The organism is Microbacterium sp. RU1D (genome assembly GCF_900156435.1).
In the GTDB taxonomy this organism is placed as follows: domain Bacteria; phylum Actinomycetota; class Actinomycetes; order Actinomycetales; family Microbacteriaceae; genus Microbacterium.
Genome location: NZ_FTPQ01000001.1, coordinates 573,787 through 597,128, shown reverse-complemented (window position 1 = coordinate 597,128; position 23,342 = coordinate 573,787). Strand labels below are relative to the sequence as shown.

Annotated in this window: 24 protein-coding genes; 13 read left to right on the top strand and 11 right to left on the bottom strand. The window is 71.4% G+C overall.

Features of this window, described 5'->3' with window-relative positions:
• Positions 1–49 precede the first annotated feature (49 nt).
• The gene (locus B0B15_RS16410; RefSeq protein WP_176776550.1) at positions 50–187 is read left to right on the top strand and encodes a hypothetical protein; all 138 of its coding nucleotides are present in this window, start codon (positions 50–52) and stop codon (positions 185–187) included.
• A gap of 22 nt (positions 188–209) precedes the next feature.
• Positions 210–650 carry a hypothetical protein gene (locus B0B15_RS02700; protein WP_076673169.1) on the top strand — a complete coding sequence of 147 codons (441 nt, stop codon included), beginning with the start codon at positions 210–212 and terminating at the stop codon, positions 648–650.
• 9 nt (positions 651–659) lie between these two features.
• Here the strand turns inward: B0B15_RS02700 and B0B15_RS02695 are convergent, their stop codons facing one another.
• Positions 660–1,355, bottom strand: a complete 696-nt coding sequence (locus B0B15_RS02695; RefSeq protein ID WP_176776549.1) for a potassium channel family protein — start codon at positions 1,353–1,355, stop codon at positions 660–662.
• Positions 1,348–2,718 (bottom strand): TrkH family potassium uptake protein, encoded by a 1,371-nt coding sequence (locus tag B0B15_RS02690; protein WP_083708826.1) that lies wholly within the window; start codon positions 2,716–2,718, stop codon positions 1,348–1,350. Before B0B15_RS02690 ends, B0B15_RS02695 begins: the two co-directional genes overlap by 8 nt.
• Positions 2,719–2,809: 91 nt before the next feature.
• Here B0B15_RS02690 and B0B15_RS02685 point away from each other — a divergent pair, with 91 nt between their 5' ends.
• Both B0B15_RS02685 and B0B15_RS02680 read left to right on the top strand, forming a co-directional pair.
• Positions 2,810–3,799, top strand: coding sequence for a hypothetical protein (locus tag B0B15_RS02685; protein ID WP_076673166.1), 990 nt, complete (start codon positions 2,810–2,812; stop codon positions 3,797–3,799).
• Positions 3,800–3,833: 34 nt separating this feature from the next.
• Positions 3,834–4,568: a hypothetical protein gene (locus B0B15_RS02680; RefSeq protein WP_256334155.1), complete on the top strand. Its 735-nt coding sequence runs from the start codon at positions 3,834–3,836 to the stop codon at positions 4,566–4,568.
• 7 nt (positions 4,569–4,575) lie between these two features.
• On the opposite strand, the gene B0B15_RS02675 is transcribed toward B0B15_RS02680, so the two are convergent.
• Positions 4,576–4,836, bottom strand: a complete 261-nt coding sequence (locus tag B0B15_RS02675; protein WP_076673164.1) for a DUF3253 domain-containing protein — start codon at positions 4,834–4,836, stop codon at positions 4,576–4,578.
• A gap of 47 nt (positions 4,837–4,883) precedes the next feature.
• Between B0B15_RS02675 and B0B15_RS02670 the strand changes: the two genes are divergently transcribed.
• Positions 4,884–5,615, top strand: coding sequence for a YqjF family protein (locus tag B0B15_RS02670; protein ID WP_076673163.1), 732 nt, complete (start codon positions 4,884–4,886; stop codon positions 5,613–5,615).
• A 77-nt stretch (positions 5,616–5,692) separates the two neighbouring features.
• Here the strand turns inward: B0B15_RS02670 and B0B15_RS02665 are convergent, their stop codons facing one another.
• The 4 genes from B0B15_RS02665 to B0B15_RS02650 all read right to left on the bottom strand — a co-directional run bounded on the left by B0B15_RS02665 (position 5,693) and on the right by B0B15_RS02650 (position 9,765).
• Entirely contained in the window at positions 5,693–6,595 is a 903-nt protein-coding gene (locus B0B15_RS02665; protein WP_076673162.1) for a glycine betaine ABC transporter substrate-binding protein, read from the bottom strand.
• Positions 6,596–6,747: 152 nt separating this feature from the next.
• Positions 6,748–7,752: an ABC transporter permease gene (locus B0B15_RS02660; RefSeq protein ID WP_076673161.1), complete on the bottom strand. Its 1,005-nt coding sequence runs from the start codon at positions 7,750–7,752 to the stop codon at positions 6,748–6,750.
• Positions 7,752–9,083: a quaternary amine ABC transporter ATP-binding protein gene (locus B0B15_RS02655; RefSeq protein WP_076673160.1), complete on the bottom strand. Its 1,332-nt coding sequence runs from the start codon at positions 9,081–9,083 to the stop codon at positions 7,752–7,754. Before B0B15_RS02655 ends, B0B15_RS02660 begins: the two co-directional genes overlap by 1 nt.
• A gap of 376 nt (positions 9,084–9,459) precedes the next feature.
• Entirely contained in the window at positions 9,460–9,765 is a 306-nt protein-coding gene (locus tag B0B15_RS02650) for a chorismate mutase (protein WP_076673159.1), read from the bottom strand.
• An 81-nt stretch (positions 9,766–9,846) separates the two neighbouring features.
• On the opposite strand from B0B15_RS02650, the gene B0B15_RS02645 reads away from it, so the two are divergent.
• Complete coding sequence (locus B0B15_RS02645; RefSeq protein WP_256334153.1) at positions 9,847–10,971, top strand: AI-2E family transporter; 1,125 nt, start codon at positions 9,847–9,849, stop codon at positions 10,969–10,971.
• A 26-nt stretch (positions 10,972–10,997) separates the two neighbouring features.
• Here B0B15_RS02645 and B0B15_RS02640 read toward each other — a convergent pair whose 3' ends face one another.
• Positions 10,998–12,197 carry a lactonase family protein gene (locus tag B0B15_RS02640; RefSeq protein ID WP_076673157.1) on the bottom strand — a complete coding sequence of 400 codons (1,200 nt, stop codon included), beginning with the start codon at positions 12,195–12,197 and terminating at the stop codon, positions 10,998–11,000.
• Positions 12,197–13,483, bottom strand: coding sequence for an adenylosuccinate synthase (locus B0B15_RS02635; RefSeq protein ID WP_076673156.1), 1,287 nt, complete (start codon positions 13,481–13,483; stop codon positions 12,197–12,199). The genes B0B15_RS02640 and B0B15_RS02635 overlap by 1 nt, the downstream gene beginning before the upstream one ends.
• A gap of 103 nt (positions 13,484–13,586) precedes the next feature.
• On the opposite strand from B0B15_RS02635, the gene B0B15_RS02630 reads away from it, so the two are divergent.
• The 7 genes from B0B15_RS02630 to B0B15_RS02600 all read left to right on the top strand — a co-directional run bounded on the left by B0B15_RS02630 (position 13,587) and on the right by B0B15_RS02600 (position 20,969).
• Positions 13,587–14,279, top strand: a complete 693-nt coding sequence (locus B0B15_RS02630) for a Pr6Pr family membrane protein (protein ID WP_076673155.1) — start codon at positions 13,587–13,589, stop codon at positions 14,277–14,279.
• A 75-nt stretch (positions 14,280–14,354) separates the two neighbouring features.
• Complete coding sequence (locus B0B15_RS02625; RefSeq protein ID WP_076673154.1) at positions 14,355–15,353, top strand: glycoside hydrolase family 6 protein; 999 nt, start codon at positions 14,355–14,357, stop codon at positions 15,351–15,353.
• A 19-nt stretch (positions 15,354–15,372) separates the two neighbouring features.
• Entirely contained in the window at positions 15,373–16,050 is a 678-nt protein-coding gene (locus B0B15_RS02620; protein WP_256334152.1) for a peptidylprolyl isomerase, read from the top strand.
• An 81-nt stretch (positions 16,051–16,131) separates the two neighbouring features.
• Positions 16,132–17,574, top strand: coding sequence for an argininosuccinate synthase (gene argG, locus B0B15_RS02615; RefSeq protein WP_076673152.1), 1,443 nt, complete (start codon positions 16,132–16,134; stop codon positions 17,572–17,574).
• Between the two features lie 250 nt (positions 17,575–17,824).
• A complete protein-coding gene (locus B0B15_RS02610) occupies positions 17,825–18,430 on the top strand; it encodes a TetR/AcrR family transcriptional regulator (RefSeq protein ID WP_076673151.1) in 606 nt (201 codons plus the stop codon).
• Complete coding sequence (locus tag B0B15_RS02605) at positions 18,427–19,035, top strand: hypothetical protein (protein ID WP_076673150.1); 609 nt, start codon at positions 18,427–18,429, stop codon at positions 19,033–19,035. Before B0B15_RS02610 ends, B0B15_RS02605 begins: the two co-directional genes overlap by 4 nt.
• On the top strand, positions 19,032–20,969 hold the full coding sequence (locus tag B0B15_RS02600) for a YhgE/Pip domain-containing protein (RefSeq protein ID WP_076673149.1): 1,938 nt from the start codon (positions 19,032–19,034) through the stop codon (positions 20,967–20,969). Before B0B15_RS02605 ends, B0B15_RS02600 begins: the two co-directional genes overlap by 4 nt.
• A 37-nt stretch (positions 20,970–21,006) precedes the next feature.
• Here the strand turns inward: B0B15_RS02600 and B0B15_RS02595 are convergent, their stop codons facing one another.
• Positions 21,007–22,542, bottom strand: coding sequence for a sensor histidine kinase (locus B0B15_RS02595; protein WP_076673148.1), 1,536 nt, complete (start codon positions 22,540–22,542; stop codon positions 21,007–21,009).
• Positions 22,539–23,261: a response regulator transcription factor gene (locus B0B15_RS02590; protein WP_076675097.1), complete on the bottom strand. Its 723-nt coding sequence runs from the start codon at positions 23,259–23,261 to the stop codon at positions 22,539–22,541. The genes B0B15_RS02595 and B0B15_RS02590 overlap by 4 nt, the downstream gene beginning before the upstream one ends.
• Between the last annotated feature and the right edge of the window lie 81 nt (positions 23,262–23,342).

The following is a 23,342-nucleotide window of genomic DNA, read 5'->3' as shown; positions in this document are numbered from 1 at the left end:
CGCTCGGCGCGGATGGTCCCGCCGAACGCACCACGTGAGGAGACACGCGATGACCGATGACGACGACGACATGACCGTGTTCAGCGACAAGCGTCAGAAGCGGGTGAAGATCACGGCCTGGGTGGTGATCGGGGCGCTCATCCTCACCGGCGGGGGCGCCACGGTGATCTCGCTCATCCTCGGCTGACGACGACGCAAGGCGGTTCCGCATGTCCCTCATCGACCCGGCCCCGGAGACCGTCGCCTCGATCGACGCGCTGTCCGACGCCGCGCGTGCCCAGCCCGACAGCTTCGCGGCGATGGACGCCCTCTGGCGGGCCGTGTACGCGCTGCCGCACTGGTCGTTCATCGCCCGGGGGCCCGATGACGCCCCGTCACCGTTCATCGGTCAGCTCCCGAACGGCCCGATGGTCTTCGCCTTCACCTCGCGGCAGCGCGCGCACGACGGAGCGCTCGCGAACGGGCTCGACGAAGAGGCAGCCTCCCGCGTGCTGAGCGTTCCCCTGCCGGGGGCGGTCGAGTGGCTCGCCGCGTTCGCCCAGCAGGGCGTCGCGGGCGTCGTGTTCGACATGCCCGCGCAGGGTTACATGGCACCGCTGCACAACCTGCTCCCGATGCAGGCGCACATCGCGAGCGCTCCCCCGGCCTGAGGGCCGGCGTCAAGCCAGGGCGGCGAACCGCTCCGTCCGCTCGACCGGGCCGATCACGATGAGCAGGTCACCCTCTCGGATCACGGTCGCCGCGCCCGCAGCGTGCCACTCGCCGTCCGCGCCGCGGACCTTGACGATCGTCACACCGTGGCGCCGACGGACGGCTGCCTGCTCCAAGGTCTGACCGACGAGCTCCCGCGGGGCCACGGTCTTCGCGACGACGAGGTCGCGGTCGAATTCGACGTAGTCGAGCATCGAGCCGCGAACGAGGTGCGCGACGCGGCGCCCCATGTCGGCTTCGGGATAGACGACGTGCTCGATGCCGAGCTGCTCGAGGATGAGGCCGTGCTGTTCGCTGATCGCCTTGGCCCAGATCGAGCGGGTGCCCATGCGCTTGAGCAGCGACGTCGTCAGGATGCTCGCCTGGATGTCGGAACCGATGCCGACCACGACCCGGTCGAATTCGGCGATCCCGAGCTGCTCCAGGGCAGCCTGCTTCGTCGAGTCGGCACGGACGACGTGCGTGAGGACGCCGTTGAGCGACTGGACGATGTCTTCGTCGGTGTCGACGCCCAGCACCTCGCTGCCACTGCGCGCGAGCTCGGTGGCGAGCGCCCCGCCGAATCGTCCGAGGCCGATCACCGCGATCGACGTCGCCGCGGTTCCGCGCACTCGGCGTCGGCTGAAGAACGTGTTGTTATCCAATGATCGGACGCTCCTTCGGGAGTTCGTACATGCGCTTCTCGCGCGTCAACGCCAGCGCGGCGCCGAGCAGGACGGGGCCGAGCCGGCCGATGAACATCAACAGGATCAGAACGAGCTGCGCCACCGGCGGAAGGGATGCCGTGATGCCGGTCGACAGGCCCACGGTGGCGAATGCCGAGATGACCTCGAAGAAGACGCGGTCGAAGCCGAACGGGCTCACCACCATGATCGCCAGAGTCGATCCGACGACGAGGGCGACCGACAGCAGCGCGACCGTGAGGGCCTCGCGGTGGGTCGAGCGCGGGAGTCGCTTGCCGAACATGTTGACCGCGGTGTCGCCGCGCAGCTCGGCCAGCACGATGAACAGCAGCACCGCGAACGTCGTGATCTTCACGCCTCCCGCGGTGCCGGCGGGGCCGCCGCCGATGAACATGAGGATGTCGGTGACGAACCAGCTCTCGGGCAGCATCTGCGAGACGTCGATCGAGTTGAAGCCGGCGGTGCGGGGCATCACCGACATCGTGAACCCGGCGAGCAGGCGGCCGGCGGGGTCCATCGCCCCGAGCGTGGCCGGATTCGACCACTCCAGCGCCGTGAGGACGATCGTGCCCCCCATGAGCAGGGCGGCACTTCCGACGAGCACGGTGACGGTGTTCAGCGTCCATCGACGGGGGAAGCGGTACTGACGCCAGAGCTCCATGATGACCGGGAAGCCGAGGCCGCCGAGGATGATCGCCGCGCAGATCGGCAGGCAGATCAGCGGGTCGGTGGCGAACGACATGAGGCTGTCGCTGAAGAGCGCGAAGCCCGCGTTGTTGAACGACGACACTGCGTGGAAGACGCCGAGCCAGACGGAGTGGCCGAGAGATTCGCCGTAGCCGAGCCAGAAGCGTCCGGTGAGCATCATCGCGACCACGGCCTCGGTGACCAGTGCGATCACGGCCACGCCGAGGAGCACGCGGCGCACGTCGCCGACCGCGACCGTGTGCGTCTCGCTCACGGCCGTCAGGCGCGTGCGCAGACCGAGGCGTCGGGCGACGAGCAGACCGAGCAGCGTCGCGAGCGACATGACGCCGAAGCCGCCGATCTGGATCAGCACCAAGATCACGACCTGGCCGAACGGCGACCAGAAGGTCGGTGTGTCGACGATGATGTGGCCCGTCACGCACACGGCGCTGGTCGCCGTGAAGAGGGCCTCCATGAAAGTGGCCGGCCGCCCCTGGGTCGCCACGGGCAGCGAGAGCAAGGCCGTCCCCAGGGCGAGCACGATCCCGAAGGCGAGTGCGATGACCCGCCCGGGCGTGAGCACGACGCGCCGTCGAGCGAACCCCGGGATGCGGGCCGCGCTGGTTCGCCGAGTCACCGGCCTACGATCTCACACCCGGCGGCTCGCCCCGTGCGCATTCCGGCCCACCGCCCAGCCGCCTGTCGGGACCCCGGCATAGCATGGGCACGTGGAACCGCTGATGGCCCTTCTGGTCGAGTGGTGGTGGATCGGCCCCGCGGCGGCCGGTGCGGGCACCGTCGGCTGGGTCGGCGTGCGCCGAACGCGGCGGCGCGCCCTGCCTTCCGGGGTGAACACCACCGGCGACCGCGCAGCCCGGGCGTGGGCGTCCCGCCCCCTGGGCAAGGCTGCGGCGCGACGCCTCGAGCTCGACGCCGCTCTGCTCGACCTGCAGACCGCGCGCCACGCCGTCACCCGCGGACGCGCCGACGTCAAGGTCGCCGACGCCGAGGTGGTGCGCGCTCAGGCCGAGCGGGCGGCATCCCGGGTTTCGCCCGACGTCGTCTCCGCCGCACGCGGACGCCTCACCGACGCGCAGCGCGACCTGCGCGCCGCGATCGCCGAGGTGCGCGCCCGGCGTGCGGGCGTGCGGGCGGCCAAGGCGATGCTCCCGGCGATCCGCGCGGGCAGCGCTCCGCTGCCGGTGGCCCGGCTGCTCGCCGAGCACGACGCGATCCTGGCGCGCTGGATGGCCTACGAGACCGACCCCGGCCTCGCGATCGACTACCCGCAGATGAGCGACTCCCGCTCGCCCCTGCTGGCCGAGTTCCTCCGCGCGCACGAGCGTGCGCAGTGGCTGCGTCCCGCGTCGGTGCAGACGCGCCTCGAGCCCGCCGACTTCCTCGCCTACCGCGACGCCGTCCGCCGCACCGCCCACGCCTTCGACCGTGCCGAACGGGCGGCCCGCCAGAGCGGTGAGCAGCCCGGCATCGAGGGCGGCGACGCCTGGAGCCGCGTCGCATCGGACCTCGCCGAGACGGCCCAGCGCGCCCTCGCCCGCTCGATGGAGTCGATGGGCCGCGCCGCCGCCCGCGGCTGGGAGGAGCGCGGCGCCCGACGCGCGCAGAAGCGGACCCCGGATGCCGGCGACCCGCCGCCGCGGAACGGCCCGGTCTGGCCGCCTCCCGCACGCGATCGGCCGCGACCCCCGGCATCCTGACGAGGGCGAAGTCGGTCGGCGTAGCATGGCGCAGGTGGAAGAGCTCCTGAACTTCGCCGGTCACTACTGGTGGCTCGCCTTCCCCCTCTTCGGAATGGCGATGGGTGCCGTGAACGCGCGTGCGAAGCATCGCGAGGTGACCGCACGCCGCCGCCACAAGGAGCAGCTGGAGCTCCTTCAGGCACAAGGCATCGCGTCGGGTGCCCCGGCCCCCGCCTCGGCTGCGATCGCCGCCCCGGTCGACGCCCGCGAGCGCTTGACGTCCGCACACGACGCCGTCACGCACCGCTGGCTCGAGTACGAGCTCGATGCGACCACGCTCATCACCTACCCAGCGATGAGCGACGGTCGCCAGCCGCTCACCGCCGCGTTCCTGCGCGCCAAGAAGGTCGCCGACAACCTCCGCCCCGCCGAGGGTGAGGCCCTCACGCCCGAGCGGCTCACGGAGTACCGCGAGGCCGTCACCGACTACGAGGTCGCCTTCGACGTCGCCGAGCGCGAGGCACGCCGCGTCAAGGATGCGGCGTTCACGGCCGATGAGCGCAAGCGCCTCGACACGGCGAAGCAGCTGCTGACCGTCGCCACCGACCAGGCGGCGACGCCGAACGAGCGTCAGCTCGCCTACAAGCGCGTGCGCGAGGAGCTCGACGGCCTCATCTGGCTGAGCGACGAGGCGGTCGACGAACTCGAGAAGAAGGTCGCCCTGGAGCTTCCCCGCGGCGCCGCGCAGCCGCGTTCCTCGACGGCCCCGCCCGAGCCCGCCGTCTGACCGCCGCTCACCCCTTCCGGCGGATCCGCACCGGCCCCCGCGCCGTGGTCACGTCGACCACCTCGCCCTTCTGCGTGACCTCGACCTCTCCGAGACCGACCAGCTCGTGCGCGGCGTCGCGCGCGGGCTGCATGAGGTCGCGCCAGTCCTCGCCGCCGACGGCCCGCGCCGCTTCCGAGGGGCAGATGGTCTTCCCGGCGTCGCGTGCGGCGAGCAGCTCCCGGATGGATGCCACGAGCCGAGGGTCCGCACCAGACGACGAGGTCATCTGTCCAGTGTCCCTCCGCACGAGGGCGCCGGGGCCAGAATGAGCCGGTGATCACCGAGCGCCACGCCCCCGACCTCCCCGGTCGCGCCGTCATCGCCCAGCGCTGGAACCGCGCCGTGTTCGTGCACTGGCGCATCGACCCTGCCGAGGTCGCCCCTCTGCTCCCCCCGGGCACCCGTCCTGACGTCCACGACGGGTCGGCCTGGGTCGGGCTCGTACCGTTCGTGCTGAGCGAGTTCCGCTTCCTGCCTCTCCCGCCCGTCCCGTTCGTCGGCACCTTCACCGAGATCAACGTCCGCACCTACGCCGTGGACGACGCGGGGCGGCGCGGCGTCGTCTTCCGCACGCTCGAGGCGGAGCACCTCGCGCCGGTGCTCGCGGCGCAGGCGCTCTTCGGCCTGCCCTACCGCTGGGCGCGCGCCGGCGTGCGCACCGAGGGCGACCGCATCGAGTACCGCTCGCGACGCCACGGGGGTCGGCATCCGGGGACGCGCATCCGAGCCCGACTCGGCACCGAGACGGTCGACGATGACCTCTCGCGCTTCCTGACCGCGCGCTGGGGCTTCCACGAGCGCCACCTCGGCCGCACGATCTGGGCGGCCAACAGCCACGAGCCCTGGCCACTCGTCACGGCCGAGCTCGAGGCGCTCGACGACGAGCTCGTGGCGGATGCCGGCTTCCCCCACCTCGCGGGACGCGCCCCCGACTCGGTTCTCGCGATGCCCGCCGGCCACCCCGGCTTCATCACGCGCTTCACCGCGGCGCACGCCATCGCCTGACGACGTCACGGCCCCGAACGCAACGACGGCCCCCTCCACCCGAGGGGGAGGGGGCCGTCACTGCGCTGCGCGCGGGGTCAGTCGCGCTGCGTCGAGAACGCGTCGGGGTTCTGCTCGAGCCAGGCGTCGACCGCGTCGGCTTCCTGGCCCTCGCCGTACTCGTTGACGACGAGGTCTTCGAGCGAGCCGTACTGCGCGTCGTCGAGCTGGATGCCGGCGATGAGCTCGGCGGCATCCGGGTACTCCTCGGCGAAGCCGGCGGTGCCGAGGAAGTGCAGCGCCTCGGGGTCGCCCATCAGGCCCTGGGGGTCTTCAAGGTCCTTCACGTCGTAGGCATCGTTCGCCCAGAAGGGGCGCCAGAGCGTGACGGCGATGTCCTTCTGCGCCGAGATGGCGTTGTCGAGCTCGGTCAGCATCGCCGCGGTCGACGAGGTGACGAGCTCGTAGCCGTCGAGGCCGTAACCCGGCATCGCGACCTCCTGCGTCTGCTTGGTCAGACCCGCACCCGGCTCGATGCCGTAGATCTTCCCGTCGAAGCGCGCGGCGTTCGCCTGCAGCTGGTCGATCGAGTCGATGTCGACGTAGCTGGGCACCGCGATCGTGAGCTTCGCCCCGTCGTAGTAGGCGCCGAGGTCCTCGATCGAGTCGCCGTACGTCTCCATGTAGTCGGCGTGGGTGAGCTCGGGCCAGGCCGAGGGGTAGATGTCGACGTCGCCCTGCGCGAGTCCGGCGTAGAGCGGTCCCGCCTCGGTGAGCGTCTGCATCTCGACGGTGTAGCCGAGCTTCTCGAGCTGGTCCTCGAGCAAGTACGCGGTGCTCAGGCCGTCCGTCCACGAGGGGAGGAAGCCGAGGGTGATCGTGCCCTTGCTGTCGCCGCCGCCCGAGCCGCCTTCGGCCTGGTTGCCGCTGGCGCAGCCGGCGAGCGCGAGTGCGCCGACGGCGCCGAGGGCGAGGGCACTGGTGAGGTGTCGCTTGTTCATTGCTGTGTTCTCTTCCTTTTCGTATGTGATTTCCGTAGGCCCCTCGCGCCGGTGAGCGCGCGAGGGGTCATTTCTCGTCGCCTGGCAAGGAACTCGTCGACAATTTCTGACCCCTCACTCGCCTTTAGCGCGGGAGAGGGGGATGCCGAGGGTCAGCGACCCGTCGAGATCGGGGCGCGGCGCGGGGAAGCCTTTTCGCGATCGGCGTCGCGAGCGGCATCCTGCGCACTCGTGTCGACGCGCGGGGCCGCGGTCGCGCCGGCCGTGACCGCGGCCGCGGGACGCGCGGCGCGCCGCCGGGCGAGGAGGCCGAGCAGCGAACCGGTGTTGTCGGCGCGGTTGCCGAGGGCGGCGGTGAGGCGATCGAGGTAGACCGCGAGGATGACGACGCTCAGGCCGGCCTCGACGCCCTTGGGCAGATTGACCGTCGAGATCGACTGCACGACCTCCTTGCCGAGGCCGTCGGCGCCGACGATGCCGGCCACGACCGCCATCGACAGCGCGAGCATGATGACCTGGTTGACGCCCGCCATGATCGTGGGCATCGCCAGCGGCAGCTGGATGCCGCGCAGGATCTGCCACGGGGTCGCGCCGAACGCGTGTCCGGCCTCGACCGTCTCGGAGTCCACGCCCCGGATGCCGAGCTCGGTCAGTCGCACGCCCGGGGGCAACGCGAAGATGACGGTCGAGACGACACCGGGCACGACGCCGATGCTGAAGAACGTGATCGCGGGGATCAGGTAGACGAAGGCGGGCATCGTCTGCATGAAGTCGAGGATGGGCTTCAGCACCGCACGTACGGTGCTGTTACGCGCCGACCAGATGCCCAACGGCACCGAGATCGCCACGGCGACGATCGTCGCCACGAGCACCAGCGCGAGCGTCTGCATCGCGGTGACCCACTGCCCCATCGCGAGGATCAGGGCGAAGCCCACCACGGTGCCGATCGCGAGCTTCCAGGAGCGCAGCAGCCAGGCCAGCAGCGCGGCGATCACGATCAGCACGACGATGGGCGCCGACAGCAGCACGTCGCTGAGACCGCCGACCAGGAATCGGACCGTCACGGCGATGACGTCGAAGACGCCCGAGAGGTTGTCGCGGAGCCAGTCCACGCCGACGTCGACCCAGGAGCCGACCGGGATGCGGAATCCATCCATCAGCGCACCCCCTCGTTCTCGGTGGCGGCGACCGGGGTGTCGAGCACCGCATCGATCTCGGCGGAGGGCAGGGGCTGGGGCAGCACGGTGATCTCCTCGGTGGAGGTGGGCCCGGGCCCGAGGGCGGCGAGCAGCGTGACGCGCGGGATGACACCGGTCAGGCGGCCATCGGCGTCGAGCACGGCGAGCGGCAGGGGCGATTCGACCGAGGGGACGAAGAGGTTCATGAGGACGTCGTCCTCACGCACGGTCTGCGGAACGGGCTTCAGCCGGCCGAGCAGGGAGCTCTCCCCCGCCCGCACGAGCTTCATGGCATCCCGGTCGGTGACGATGCCGAGCGGCTTGCGGTCGCGGTCGGTGACGTAGACGGCCGACATGTAGGCGTCGCGCATCTGGCGCAGGGCCGTGCGGGGTCCGGCGGAGGCGTCGACGCGCGGGCGCGGGCGCTCCATGACGTTGCCGGCGGTGAGCACGCGGGCGCGGTCGACGTCCTGCACGAACTGCTCGACGTAGTCGTTCGCGGGGTCGGTGAGGATGTCTTCCGGCGTGCCGATCTGCACGATGCGCCCGTCGCGCATGACGGCGATGCGGTCGCCCAGGAACATCGCCTCGTTGAGGTCATGGGTGATGAAGACGATCGTCTTCTTCAGCGTCCGCTGCAGCTCGATGAGCTGCTCCTGCATCTCGCGGCGGATGAGCGGGTCGAGCGCGCTGAAGGCCTCGTCCATGAGCAGGATGTCGGTGTCGGCGGCGAGAGCGCGGGCGATGCCGACGCGCTGCTGCATCCCGCCCGACAGCGCCGAGGGGAGCTTCTCGCCCCAGCCCTCGAGGCCGACGAGGCCGAGGATCTCGTTCGCCTTCGCCAGGCGCTCGGTCTTGCCGACGCCACGCAGCTCGAGGGGGTACGCGACGTTGGCCGCGACAGTACGGTGCGGCAGCAGCGCGAAGTGCTGGAACACCATGGCGAGGCGATCGCGCCGAAGGCCGCGCAGGCGGGATGCGCCGACGCCGGTCAGGGCATCGCCCTGCACCTCGACGCTCCCAGCGGTGGCCTCGTGCAGACCGTTGAGCATGCGGATGATGGTCGACTTGCCCGAGCCGGACAGGCCCATGATGACGAAGATCTCGCCGGGGCGGACGTCGAAGCTCGCGTCGATGACCGCGGCGGTGCCGTGGTCGGCGATCTCGTCGCGCGTCGACCCGGAACGGAGCTTGTCGACGGCGGCCTGCGGGGCACGGCCGAAGACCTTGAAGAGGTTCCTGGCGGAGAGGGCGGGTGTTTCGCTCGCGGATGACGGCGCAGATGCCGTCGGGGCAGGCGGATGGGTCACTGTGTACCTCGGCGGCCTTCGGGTGGCCGCATCGGTCACGCCCGGGTGGCAGCCGTCGGCGCTCTCCGGGGGTGGAGCACGTCGACACCGGACATCGGGTCCGGCGTCCTGGCCGCCGACCGTACGCTCGCGGCATCCCCTCCCCCGAGAAGACACCGACGACCGCGGACTGGTCGGGTGAACGGCCCATAAGGACCTCATCCAACGTTTCACGGTGATGGATCGGCTGGCAAATCGTCGCGCGCCTTGCGGATCCGGAGGCCGTGTGGCACGCGCGCGCGGTTGCGGGTGGCTCGCACCGCCCCGGGAATCGATGCGCCTGAATACCACCCCGGGCGTGTCGCCGCCCCTGCGACGCCGCGTCAAAGTCGTGCGCTCAGTCCGCCTGCGGCTGCGCGGCGGCCGTGCGGTGGTGGCGGATGACCTCGGCCACGACGAAGTTGAACCACTTCTCGGCGAACGCGGGATCGAGGTCGGCGTCCTCGGCCAGGCGCATCAACCGCGCGATCTGCTGCTCCTCGCGATCGGGGTCGGATGCCGGCATCCCGTGCTTCGCCTTCAGAACGCCGACCTGCTTGGTGCAGCGGAAGCGCTCGGCGAGCAGGAAGATGAGCGCGGCGTCGATGTTGTCGATGCTGCCGCGCAGCCCCTGCAGGATCGTCGTGGGATCGGCGTCGGTCATGTGTCCTCCCAGATCGTTCCCGACCCTATCGCGCCGCGCTGTGCGCCGATGCTCGCGACGGCCGAGTCCTACAGTGTGAGCATGAGCCGATCGACGCGCCCCGACCCCACCGCCGTAGGCGCCGACGCCGGGGCGCCCACGTCGCGCGACAAGCCGATGTGGTCGGCGATCTCCCGCCCCTACGCGGCCGGGTTCTTCCTGACCCTCGGCGGGCTCACCGCCTTTCTTCTCGCGCTCGCGCTGGGCAAGCTCTCCACGGTTCTCATCTACATCGCGATCGCGCTCTTTGTCGCGCTCGCCCTCGACCCGCTCGTGCGTCTGCTCGTGCGCCGGGGCCTCTCGCGGGCGTGGGGAATCGTGATCGTGTTCGGGGGGCTGGCGATCATCCTCGCCGGAGCGCTCTGGCTGCTCATCCCGCCCGTCGTGCGGCAGGTGGAGCAGTTCGTCGGCGACATCCCGTCGTTCGTCAACGATCTGATCGACAGCGACGCCGTGCGGTGGGTGGAGCAGAACTTCGGCGACAGCCTGGGCGACGTCCTCAAAGAGGTGCAGAGCTTCGTCACCAACCCCACGAACATCGCGGCGATCGGGGGTGGGCTCCTCCAGGTGGGCATCGGCATCGGCGAATTCATTTCGGGCGCCATCATCGTGCTCGTGCTGAGCCTGTACTTCCTGGCATCCCTGCCGAAGATGAAGAACAGCCTCGTGCGCATCACCCCGGCGCGCAGCCGCGAGACCGTGGCCGACATGACGGGCCAGATCACCGACTCCGTCGGTGGTTACCTCGCCGGCATGGTTGTGCTGGCGTTGTGCAACGCGGTCTTCGCCTTCATCGTGCTCACGATCCTGCAGCAGCCATTCGCGGCGCTGCTCGCGGCGCTCGCCTTCGGCATCACGCTCATCCCGCTGGTCGGGTCGGTGCTGTTCTGGGCGACCGCGACGCTGTTCACCCTCATCGTCAGCCCCACCGCGGGGCTCATCTTCGCGATCGTCTATCTCGTCTACATGCAGATCGAGGCATACATCCTCACGCCGCGCGTGATGAACCGCACGATCTCGATCCCCGGCGCGCTCGTCGTCATCGGCGCGCTCGTCGGCGGCACGCTGCTCGGACTGCTCGGCGCGCTGGTCGCGATCCCCGTCACGGCCTCGGTGCTGCTCATCATCAAGCAGATCGTCATCCCCCGACAGGATGCCAAGAAGTAGCGACGCCCGGACGACGAGGGCGCCGCTCAGCGCATCGCGAGCAGACGCGTCGGCGACGCCGAGAGGGTGCGGTGCCGCACGCGGCCCGGGACGCCCGTGCGCGCGTCGAGCGGCAGCGACACGATCTCGTCGGCGAGCTGACCGGCGACGAGCAGCGTGTCGTCGACGACGAGGTGGTGCCGCGGCCAGTGGGTGCCGGTCTCGGCGAGGGCGGTGAGCTGCAGGGTCTCCCCCGCGCCGCGCACCGAGAGAACGCCGATCGTGTCGCTCCCGCGCACGCCTGCGTACAGCGTCGACCCGTCGCGACTCGCGCTGAGCTCCGCGGCGGTGTCGGTGTCGAGGGTGCCGAGCAGCGGTTCGCCGGAGCGGACGTGCCAGCGGCCCTCGCGGTCGGCGGCGAGCGCGAACACCTCCCGGCTGAGCTCGGTGACGACGTAGTAGTGCCCTGACGGATGCCACACGCCGTGCCGCGGTCCGCTGCCCTTCGGCAGGACGACTTCCTGCACCAGCCGCAGGCCCGAGGGCGCGTTGCGCCAGAAGCGCACGAGATCGAGCCCCATGTCGGTCGTCGCGATCAGGCCGCCGGGGAGGAACGTGGCCTGGTGGGCGCGCGAGACGCGCGCACCGGCCGCCGCCTCCTCCGACTCGGCGTCGGTCTCGGGAACCTCGTCGTACGCGGGCACGAGGTGCGCGTACTCGTCACCGGCCGCGTCGCGGAGCGCGCGGGCCGCGGCGGCGAGATCGGGCACGACGGCGCCCGAGACGCGAGCACCGGTGGACACCGTCCCCTCCTCCGGCGACGAGCCGTGGGGGTCGGCGGCCTCGGCGGCGATGACGGGTCGCGAGGGGCGGCCCGCGGCATCCAGATCCATCCGCACCACCCGGCCGTCGGCCCAGCAGCTGGCGACGAGGAACGACGCGTCCGGCGCCACGGCCACGTGGCACACCGCGCCGCCCGCCTCGACGGGCGGGCCGAGCGGGGCCAGCCGCGTGTCGGACACGCGGCGGTAGGCCTGGACCGTCCCGTCGGACTCGAGCGCCGCGTAGAGCAGGTCACCCGAGGGGTGCGGTGCGATCCACGACGGCGAGCCGGGAGCGGCAACAGCGGTGCCCACCATGCCGAGCGGACCACCGGCGCCCGGAGCGTCGGCTTCGCCGGCCTGCAGGATGCCGATCCCCTCGGCGGAGCCGGCATCCCCGGCGTACGCGCCGACCCAGAGGCGCATCAGTCGATGAGGTCGTGACGCACGATCACCTGGTCGCGGGCGGGGCCCACGCCGATGACCGAGATGCGGGTGCCGCTCATCTTCTCGAGCGCGAGCACGTAGTCCTGCGCGTTCTGCGGCAGGTCGTCGAAGGTGCGGGCGGTGGAGATGTCCTCGCTCCAGCCGGGGTGGTACTCCAGGATCGGCTTCGCGTGGTGGAAGTCGGTCTGGTTGACCGGAAGGTCGTCGAACCGCTCGCCGTCGACGTCGTACGCCACGCAGACGGGGATCTGCTCGAGGCCCCCGAGGATGTCGAGCTTGGTCAGCACGAGGTCGGTGATGCCGTTGATGCGCGTGGCGTATCGGGTGATGGGCGCGTCGTACCAGCCCACGCGGCGCGGACGGCCGGTCGTGGTGCCGAACTCGAAGCCGCGCGAGCGCAGCCAGTCGCCGCTCTCGTCGAACAGCTCGGTCGGGAACGGACCCGAGCCCACCCGCGTCGTGTAGGCCTTCACGATGCCGACGATGCGGTCGAGGCGGTTCGGGCCGACGCCGGAGCCGGTCGAGGCCCCGCCCGCCGTGGCCGACGACGAGGTGACGAACGGGTAGGTGCCGTGGTCGACGTCGAGCATGGTGGCCTGGCCGCCCTCGAACACGACCACGTCGCCGGCCTCGAGGGCGTCGTTGAGCAGCAGGGAGGTGTCGGCGACCATGGGACGCACGCGCTCGGCGTAGGCGAGCAGATCGTCGACGATCTCGTCGGCCGTGATCGAGCGGCGGTTGAAGATCTTCACCAGCAGGTGGTTCTTCTGATCGAGCGCCCCCTCGACCTTCTGGCGCAGGATGTTCTCGTCGAAGAGGTCCTGCACGCGGATGCCGACGCGGTTGATCTTGTCGGCGTAGGCCGGGCCGATGCCGCGACCGGTCGTGCCGATCATGCGCTTGCCGAGGAAGCGCTCGGTGACCTTGTCGAGCGTGCGGTGGTACTGCGTGATGATGTGCGCGTTGGCGCTGATCTTCAGGCGGCTGGTGTCGAGGCCGCGTGCATTGAGCGCCTCGAGCTCGTTGAAGAGCACCTCGAGGTCGACGACGACGCCGTTGCCGATCACGGGCGTGACGCCCGGAGACAGGATGCCGCTGGGCAGCAGGTGCAGCGCGTACTTCTCGTCGCCGATGACGACGGTGTGGCCGGCGTTGTTGCCGCCGTTGAACTTCACCACCCAGTCGGTGCGCTCACCGAGCAGGTCGGTGGCCTTGCCCTTGCCCTCGTCGCCCCACTGGACTCCGACGATCACGATTCCGGGCATGAGTGCTCCTCGCATGTTGTCCGGCGGTACACCCCATCCTACCGAGCAGGGAGGCGAGACCCGCGGTCTGTCGTCGCCGCCGTCCCGTCACTAGCCTGAGCCCATGACGAGGACGACGGCATGGGCCACCGGCTGGAACATCGCCCGCGCGGTCGCGGCCGCGGCGATCATCGCGGCGGTCGTGGCGCAATTCGTCTCAACCCTCGCGGGGGCCGTCGACAACGGCCGCGACGTCGTGACGACCGTGGCCAACTTCTTCAGCTTCTTCACGATCCTGTCGAACGTGTCGGCATCCGTCGTGCTGCTCCTGCTCGCCGGACGCTTCGCCCGTCGACGGAGCCTCGAGGTCGATCCGCCCGCGCTCGCGACCGCTCTCGCCTGGGTGTCGACCTACATGATCGTCACCGGCGTGGTCTACAACCTGCTGCTGCGTGGGCTCCCGCTGCAGCCCGAGACCGTCGGCTGGTCCAACGAGATCCTGCACGTCTGGGGTCCGCTCTTCCTCCTCCTCGACGTGCTGCTCGGATCCGGCCGCCGGCGCCTGCCGTGGACGGCGGCCCTCGGCGCCGCGATCTTCCCGATCGCGTGGATCGTCTACACGCTGGTGCGCGCTCCGCTCATCACGAACCCCACGACGGGGGCTCCGTACTGGTACCCCTACCCGTTCCTCAATCCGAACGAAGGCGGCGGGTGGGCCAGCGTCGCCGTGTACATCGTGATCATCGCGGTGGCGATCGTCGGGCTCGCCGTCGGCGTCGTCGCGATCGGCCGCAGGCGCAGCGCGCGCGCAATCTGACCCGGACAGCACGCTTTCCCGGCTTCACCGGGCATAATGACTCGACCCCCGCTCCCCCCACGAAGGACCCGCCGGATGCCGCCGCGTCGCACGTCCCGCACGATCGCCCTCCTCGCGGGCTCCCTCGTGGCCCTCATCGCCCCCTTCGCGATCGCCGGCCCCGCATCGGGGGAGACCCCGCGCACGGTGCCGCAGGTCGCGACGGCGAACCCCTTGGCATCCGGTCCCGCCCTCCCGACGTACTCGGCCGCCGCGGAGGCGCAGAAGGCGGCGACCGCCGCCGGGCGCACGAAGGTCGCCGAGCAGATCGGCGTCATCGCGCGTCAGCCCACGGCGGTCTGGCTGGGCGAATGGTACGACCGCACCACGCTCGTGCGCGTGCTGCAGGCCGAGACGCGCGCGGCCGCGCAGCAGAAGAAGACCGCCGTGTTCGTGCTCTACTCCATTCCGGCGCGCGACTGCGGGCTGCACTCCGGCGGAGGGCTCGACCCCGCCGGCTACCGCGAGTGGGTGGCCCTCATCGCGCAGACACTTCGCGGCACCCGGGCGGTCGCCATCGTCGAGCCCGACGCGCTCGCGATGCTCGGCGACTGCGCCGGGCAAGGCGATCGCACGGGGCTCATCCGCGACGCCGTCCGCACCCTCGCCGCGGCGGGCGTCGCCTCGTACATCGACGCCGGCAACTCCGGCTGGATCCCGGCCGAGACGATGGCGAAGCGCCTGCGCGACGCCGGCGTCGCCGACGCCCGGGGATTCGCCACGAACGTCTCGAACTTCTCCCCGACGGCGTCCGAGCAGAAGTACGCCGAGCGCGTGCGCTCCCTCGTCGGCGGGAAGGCGCGATACGTCATCGACACCTCGCGCAACGGTCGCGGATGGACGGGCGACTGGTGCAACCCCTCCGGCGTCGGCCTGGGCAGCACCCCGCGCGCCGTCAGCGGGAGCGGCGGGCTCGACGCGCTGCTGTGGATCAAGCGCCCGGGCGAGAGCGACGGCACCTGCAACGGGGGTCCTTCGGCGGGGAGCTGGTTCGAGAAGGCCGCGCTCGCCCTGGTGACGCTGCGCAAGACCTGAGCGCCCTACCCTGGAACGCGTGCGTACGCGACTGATGTCCGCGGCCCTGGCCGCTTCCGCCCTGCTCCTGCTCGCCGGCTGCTCCGGCGGCATGTCGAACGACGCCGCCCCCGCCTCGAGCGCCCCGGCGGCGAGCGCCGGCAGCGCCGAGTGCGCGTACCCGGCCTCGGGGCAGCCGGCCGTGGACGTCACCCCGCCCACGGAGGGGACCGACCGGCCGACCGGCGAGGTCGAGGCGGTGCTGCAGACCTCGGCGGGCGACATCCCGATCACCCTCACTGGCGAGCGCACCCCGTGCACCGTCGAGAGCTTCGTCTCGCTCGCGCAGCAGCAGTACTTCTCGAACACCGAATGCCACCGCCTCACCACGTCGGGCATCTTCGTGCTGCAGTGCGGCGACCCCACCGGCACCGGCCGGGGCGGACCGGGCTACCGCTTCGCCGACGAGCTCGACGGCAGCGAGACCTACCCCGCCGGGACGGTCGCGATGGCCAACGCCGGCCCCGGCACCAACGGGTCGCAGTTCTTCCTCGTCTACGAGGACACGCAGCTGCAGCCGGACTACACCGTCTTCGGCCGGATGTCGCCCGAGGGCCTCGCCGTCGTGCAGGGCATCGCCGCGACCGGCGCCGAGGGCGGGGCAGCCGACGGACGCCCGGCGACGCCCGTCACGATCACCGACGTCACGGTCGGCTGAGGCTCCTCCCCAGGCCTTTCGCCGGCCGCGCTCGTCCACGGGAGTCGGGCCACGGCATCCCTCCGCCCTAGAATCGAGGGCATGTCCAAGGTCCTGCAGTCCCTTCCCGTCGGCGAGCGCGTCGGCATCGCGTTCTCGGGTGGTCTCGACACCTCCGTGGCCGTCGCGTGGATGCGCGACAAGGGCGCCGTGCCCTGCACGTACACGGGCGACCTCGGGCAGTACGACGAAGACGACATCGCGTCGATCCCGGGCCGCGCGACCCAGTACGGCGCCGAGATCTCGCGCCTGGTCGACTGCAAGACGGCGCTCGTCGAAGAGGGCTTCGTCGCGCTCGCGTGCGGTGCGTTCCACATCCGCTCGGGCGGTCGCACGTACTTCAACACCACGCCGCTGGGCCGCGCCGTCACCGGCACGCTGCTCGTGCGCGCGATGAAAGAAGACGGCGTCGACATCTGGGGCGACGGCTCCACCTACAAGGGCAACGACATCGAGCGGTTCTACCGTTACGGCCTGCTCGCCAACCCCGCACTGCGCATCTACAAGCCGTGGCTCGACGCCGACTTCGTCACCGAGCTGGGCGGCCGCAAAGAGATGAGCGAGTGGCTCGTCGCCCACGACTTCCCCTACCGCGACAGCGCCGAGAAGGCCTACTCGACGGATGCCAATATCTGGGGCGCCACGCACGAGGCGAAGACGCTCGAGCACCTCGACGTCTCCCTCGAGATCGTCGAGCCCATCATGGGGGTGCGCTTCTGGGACCCGGCGGTCGAGATCGAGACCGAAGACGTCACCGTCGAGTTCGAGGCCGGTCGTCCGGTCGCGATCAACGGCACGCGCTTCGACGACCCGGTCGCGCTGGTGCGCGAGGCGAACACGATCGGCGGACGCCACGGCCTCGGCATGAGCGACCAGATCGAGAACCGCATCATCGAGGCCAAGTCGCGCGGCATCTACGAGGCCCCGGGCATGGCGCTGCTGTTCCTGACCTACGAGCGCCTGGTCAACAGCATCCTGAACGAAGACACCCTCGCCACGTACCACGAGCAGGGTCGTCGCCTGGGTCGCCTCATGTACGAGGGCCGCTGGCTCGAGCCGCAGTCGCTCATGCTGCGCGAGTCGATCCAGAAGTGGGTCGGATCGACCATCACCGGCTCGGTCACCGTGCGCCTGCGCCGCGGTGAGGACTACACGATCCTCGACACCGTGGCATCCGGCATGTCGTATTCGCCCGAGAAGCTGTCGATGGAGCGCGTCGGCGACGCCGCGTTCGGGCCGGTCGACCGCATCGGCCAGCTCACCATGCGCAACCTCGACATCGCGGACTCGCGTGCGCGCCTCGAGCAGTACGCGGGCCTCGGCCTCATCGGCGGTCCGACCGGAGAGCTCGTCGGCGACGTCGCCGCCGGTGGCGCCCGCGAGATCGTCGAGCCCGCCGCTCCCCTGAGCGCCGACGGCGAGCGCCTCGCCGAGGCGACGGACGCCGCGGGCGAGGGCGCCGCGTTCGACTCCGGCACCGACTGACGCGAAACCCCCGACACAGCCCGCGACGCACCGGCGTCGCGGGCTCTGTCGCGTCCGGGTCGGCTCCGGCGACGTCGGCGGCCCCCGACCACCTCGCGAGACCCCGCACACAGGCCCGTGACAGGTCCCCGAGCCAGTCGGGCCCAGACCCCGGCGCATCCCCATGGCTTCGACGGGTACAGCCACCCTCGACCTCACGCCCAAGGAATAACTTGCACACTTGTGTGCACGTTAGGCGTACACTCGCTCTGTGAGCACCCCCACCCGCCGCGACGCCGTCGAGAACCGCGCTGGCATCCTCGACGCCGCCACCGCCGCGATCGGACACGACCCCCGCGCCTCGATCGACACGATCGCCCGCCGTGCCGGCCTCTCGCGCCGCGCGCTCTACGGTCACTTCGACGATCGCAACGCCATCGTGCGCGAGGTCATCGCCGCCGGCGCCGCCCGCTTCAACGCCATCGCCGCCGGAGTGGATGACGCCGACTCCCGCGTCGCGCTCGCCCGCCTGGCATCCGAACTCTGGCGCGAGGCCGCCCACGTGCAGGCCGCGGCGGCCCTCGCGCTCGACGACGCGCACCTGCCCGAGACGTCGGCCGCATTGGCTCCCCTGCGCCGCCGCATCGACGCGATCGTGCGGCGCGGCCAGGAGGCGGGAGAGCTGCGCACCGACCTCCCCGCCCCGACGCTGGCGCGCTTGCTGGAGGAGACGGGCCGCATGGTCGTCTCCCGCGTGGACGCCGAATCCTCCACCGCGCGCGCCATCGCGGTGTGCGCTGTGCTGGGCATGGCCGGACTCTCGTGGACCGAAGCGCGCGAGATCCTCGCGCAGCACCCCGAACTGGAGGCGCAGTGAAGATCGTCGTCGATGCCGTCGCCAAAGGCCGCAGCGCGTTGCCGGAGACCTCGACGGCCTTCGAGACCGGCGCGGCCACGCTCGCGGTCGCCGAGACCGAGCAGCGTCCCACGGTGCTGGGCCTCGTGTCATCCGGCCGCATGAAAGTCGACGCGGGCACCGTCACGATCGACGGACGGGCCGACCGCGGCGCGATCCGTCGCCGCGTGGCCCTCGTCGACGCGCCGGTCGTGTCGGAGCCGGAGCCGAACGTCACCGTGACCGGCGTCGTCGCCGAGGAACTCATGTTCGCCGGACGCGCGCCGACGCCGTTCGCGGCCGCGCGCTGGCTCGAACAGATCGGACTCGAGGCGATCGCGTCGATGCCCGTGGGAAACATCGACCCCGCCGCGCGCGTGCGCCTGCTGCTCGAACTCGCCGCCCTGCGCAAAGACGTCGAGGGGCTCGTGCTCGTCGCGCCCGACCGCCACGGCGGCGAACCGCTCGCCTGGTGGCGCATCGCGCGCGAGTTCGCCGAGCGCGGCTACGCCGTGCTCGTGATCGCGGGGAGCGCGTCGCGCACCGCGATCGACCGGTTCGACGACGCCGAGGAGGCGACGCGATGAAGATCCCCCAGATGATCACGGCCGAACTGCGCCGTCTCACCTCGACGCGCATGTCGGTGCTGGCCCTGATCGCCCTGCTCGCCGTGCCGATCCTCTACGGCGGCCTTTACCTCTGGGCCAATCAGGACCCCTACGGCAACCTCTCCAGCGTGCCCGTCGCGCTCGTCGTCGACGACCGGGGTGCCGAGGTGAACGGAGAACAGCGCAACCTGGGCGACGAGGCCGCCGAGCAGCTGCTCGACAGCGACACCTTCGAGTGGCACCGCGTCTCATCCGACCAGGCCGACGCCGGCCTGCAGGCGGGCGACTTCGACTTCGTCGTGACCTTGCCGGCCGACTTCACGGATGCCGTGGCCTCGCTCTCGAGCGACTCCCCGCGCCAGGCCGACATCGAGCTGCGCACGAACGACGCGAACAACTACCTCGCCTCCACGATCGGCACGCAGGCGGTGGCGAAGATCCAGACCTCCGTCGCACAGAAGGTGATCGACGAGGCCGGGGGCACCCTGCTCGACGCCCTGCACACGATCCGTGTGAAGCTCGTGGACGCCACGAACGGTGCGACCCAGCTCGTCGACGGTCTCGCCACGGCCAAGGACGGTTCCGGCCAGCTCGCCAGCGGGTCCGTCACCCTCGCCGACGGCTCCGCGCAACTCGCCGACGGAACGGCCCAGCTCTCGTCGGGGGCGAACCAGCTCCGCGACGGCACCGCGCAGCTGCGCGACGGCTCGGCGCGCGTCGCCGACGGAGCGGCCCAGGTCGCCGACGGGGTCGACCGCATCGACGCGGCCGCGCGACAGGTCGGCAGCATCGCCGGGGAGGCTGCGGCGCAGCTGCCGCAGGCCCGATCCGACATCGCCACGGCCCTCGCCGACGCGGGCCTCGACCAGGCGCGCATCGACGAGATCCTCGCGCGCCTGGATCCGGTGGGCGAACGACTCACCGCCGCGAACGACCGCGTGCAGAGCACCGTCGACCAGATCAACCAGCTCGACGACGGCGCACGTCAGGTCGCCGACGGCAGCGCCTCGGTGGCCGCGGGCGCCGCGACCGCCGCTGACGGCTCCTCCGCCCTCGCCGACGGCGCCGCCACGGCGGCATCCGGGGCCGCGCAGCTGCGCGACGGATCCGCTCAGCTGCGCGACGGCGCGGCCCAGCTCGACAGCGGCATCGGTCAGCTCTCCGACGGCGCGACGCAGCTGCGCGACGGCCTCGCGGCCGGCGTCGCGCAGATCCCCGACTCCGACGACGCCACGCGGGCAGCGCAAGCGGCGGCCATCAGCGACCCCGTCGCCGTCGGCACGAGCGCCGTCACCAAGGCGCAGAACTACGGCGCGGGCCTCGCGCCCTTCTTCGCCGCGCTGGCGGGGTGGATCGGCATCTACGCCCTCTTCCTCATCGTGAAGCCCGTCTCCAAGCGCGCCATCACGGCGCTGCGCTCCCCCGTGCGCGTCACCCTCGCGGGCTGGCTCACGCCGGCCGGCCTCGGCGCCCTGCAGATGGTGGGGCTGTTCACGGTGCTCGCCATCGCCCTGCAGTTCTCGTTCGCGAACCCGTGGGCCGCCCTCGGCATCCTGCTGTTCGCCTCGGCGACGTACGCGGCGATCGTGCTCGCGCTGAACGTGTGGCTCGGCTCGGTGGGGCAGTTCCTCGGCCTCGTGCTGATGGTGCTGCAGCTCGTCACCGCGGGCGGGACGTTCCCGTGGCAGACCCTGCCCGCTCCCCTGGCGGCGCTGCATCACGTGCTGCCGATGGGATACGTGGTGGATGCCATGCGTCAGGTCATGTACGGCGGCGACGTCTCGCGGGTCGGGCCCGACCTGCTGGTGCTCGGTGCGTGGATGGCCGGCGGGGTGCTGCTCGCGGCGATCGGCGTGACCCGCATGACGCACCACCGCACGCTGCGCGACCTGCAGCCGAGCCTGATCGGCTGACGCGCCTCCTCACCACGCGCGAGTCGGGAGCGGCGGGTCACATCGGCAGGCGCACCGCGAACGTCGTTCGCCCGGGCACGCTCTCGACCGCGATGCTGCCGCCGTGGGCCTCGGTGATCGCCTGCGCGATCGACAGTCCGAGCCCCGTGCTGCCGGCATCCCGGTTGCGGGAGTCGTCGCCGCGCGCGAAGCGGTCGAACAGTCGCTCGGCGAGCGCCGGGTCGATGCCCGGCCCGTCGTCGGCGACGCGCAGGACGGCGTCCCCGCCGTCGCGCGCGAGCGAGAGCGTGACGGTCGTGCCGGGCGGGGTGTGCACCTGCGCGTTGCGCAGCAGGTTCGCCACGACCTGCCGCAGACGGTTCTCGTCGCCGGTCACCGAGATGAGGTCGTCGGTGACGTCGAGGCGCCAGGCATGCGTGGCATCCGCCGCCTGCGCGTCGCTCACGGCGTCGACGGCGAGGAGCGTCAGCTCCACCTCCTCACGGCGCAGGGGCTGACCGGCATCCAGACGCGCCAGCAGCAGCAGGTCGTCGACGAGGGATGCCATGCGCGTGGCCTCCGACTCGATCCGGTCGAACGAGCGCGCCTGTGTCGGCGTCATCGGCGCGTCTTCGCCGAGCGACAGCTGCGCGTACCCGCGGATGCTCGACAGGGGCGTGCGCAGCTCGTGGCTGGCATCGGCGATGAAGCGGCGGAGCTGATCCTCGCTGTGCTGGCGGGCCGCGAGGGAGGACTGCACGTGTCCGAGCAGCCCGTTGAGCGACGCGCCCACCCGGCCCACCTCGGTCACCGGATCGGTGTCGGCGGGCGCGACCCGGTCGGGGATCTCGACGCTCCCGGCGTCGAGCGACAGCGTCGACACCCGCTGCGCGACAGCGGCCACGCGATCGAGCGGCCGCAGGCTCCGGCGCACGAAGAGCGAGAGCCCGACGACGGCGATGAGGAGGGTGGCCGCGCTCACCGCGAGCAGGATGATCGTGAGGGCGGTGGTGGTCGCCGAGACGTCGGCCTCCGAGCTGCCCGCGAACACCGTCGTGCCATCGACCTCGGCCGCGGCCACCCGGAACGATCCCAGGTCACCGCCGAGGTCGATGGAGACCGGGGTGCGGTCGGCGGGCACGTCCTGCTGCAGCGACGTCACCTGTTCCGCGGTCAGCTGCACCTGCGTGCCGTCGCTGCGCGTGTAGTCGGAGGCCCGCACGGTGCCGTCGGCGTCGACCACCGCCTGCAGCGAGCCGATCCGCGGCGCCGGACGGTCGGCATCCTGGGCCTGGTCCTGGTCCTGGCCCTGATCCTGACCCTGGCTCGGCGGCGGCTGCGATCCGCCGCGGTTCTCGAACGACCCGCGGCCGGCCGCGAACGACAGGCCCTCAGTGACCTGCTGATCGAGACGGTCGAGGGTGAAGGAGCGCAGCGAGACGATCGTCGCGAGGCTCATGATCACGAAGGCGAGGGCGACGAGCACGCTGGTGCCGACGACGAGGGTGCGGCGCAGCGCCCACCGTCGACCCGTCCGGTGCCGATCAGATGGCCGCCGCGACGACGGATGCCGCGACACGGCGGACGCGGTCATGACGCCTTGATCGTGTAGCCGACGCCGCGCACCGTGTGGATGAGCGGTTCGCCGAGGGTGTCGATCTTCTTGCGCAAGTACGAGATGTAGATCTCCACGACGCTGCCGTCGCCGCCGAAGTCGTAGCTCCACACCTGGTCGAGGATCTGCGCCTTGCTCAGCACGCGGCGAGGATTCTGCATGAGGTAGCGCAGCAGCTCGAATTCGCGCGCGGTGAGTTTGATCGGGATGCCGCCGCGCTCGACCTCGTACGCCTCCTCGTCGAGCGTCAGATCGCCCACGCGCAGGCGCGGGTCGGCCTCGGCGACGGCGGCGACGTGCCGGCGGGCCATCCCGCGCAGGCGCACGACGACCTCCTCGAGGTTGAAGGGCTTCGTGACGTAGTCGTCGGCGCCGGCCGAGATGCCGGCGATGCGGTCCTCCACGGCATCCTTCGCCGTCAGGAAGAGCACGGGCGCGTCGTTCCCGGTCGCGCGGATGCGGGTGAGCAGACCCATGCCGTCGAGCCCGGGCATCATGATGTCGAGCACCAGCAGGTCGGGGTCGAAGTCGCGGATGACGCCCAGCGCCTCCTGCCCGTCGGCGGCGGTGCGGGTGTCCCACCCCTCGTTCTGCAGCGCCATGCGCAGCAGTTCGCTCAGATTGGCCTCGTCGTCGACGACGAGCGCGCGGATCGGCGTGCCATCGGGACGCATCAGGGGGGCGGGGCGGGAGGTCATGGATGCCAGCATGCCCGCCCACAGCCGCCGTGTCACCGCGACATACGCGCTTCATAGAAAGCGTGAGGCGGCGGTGAGGGT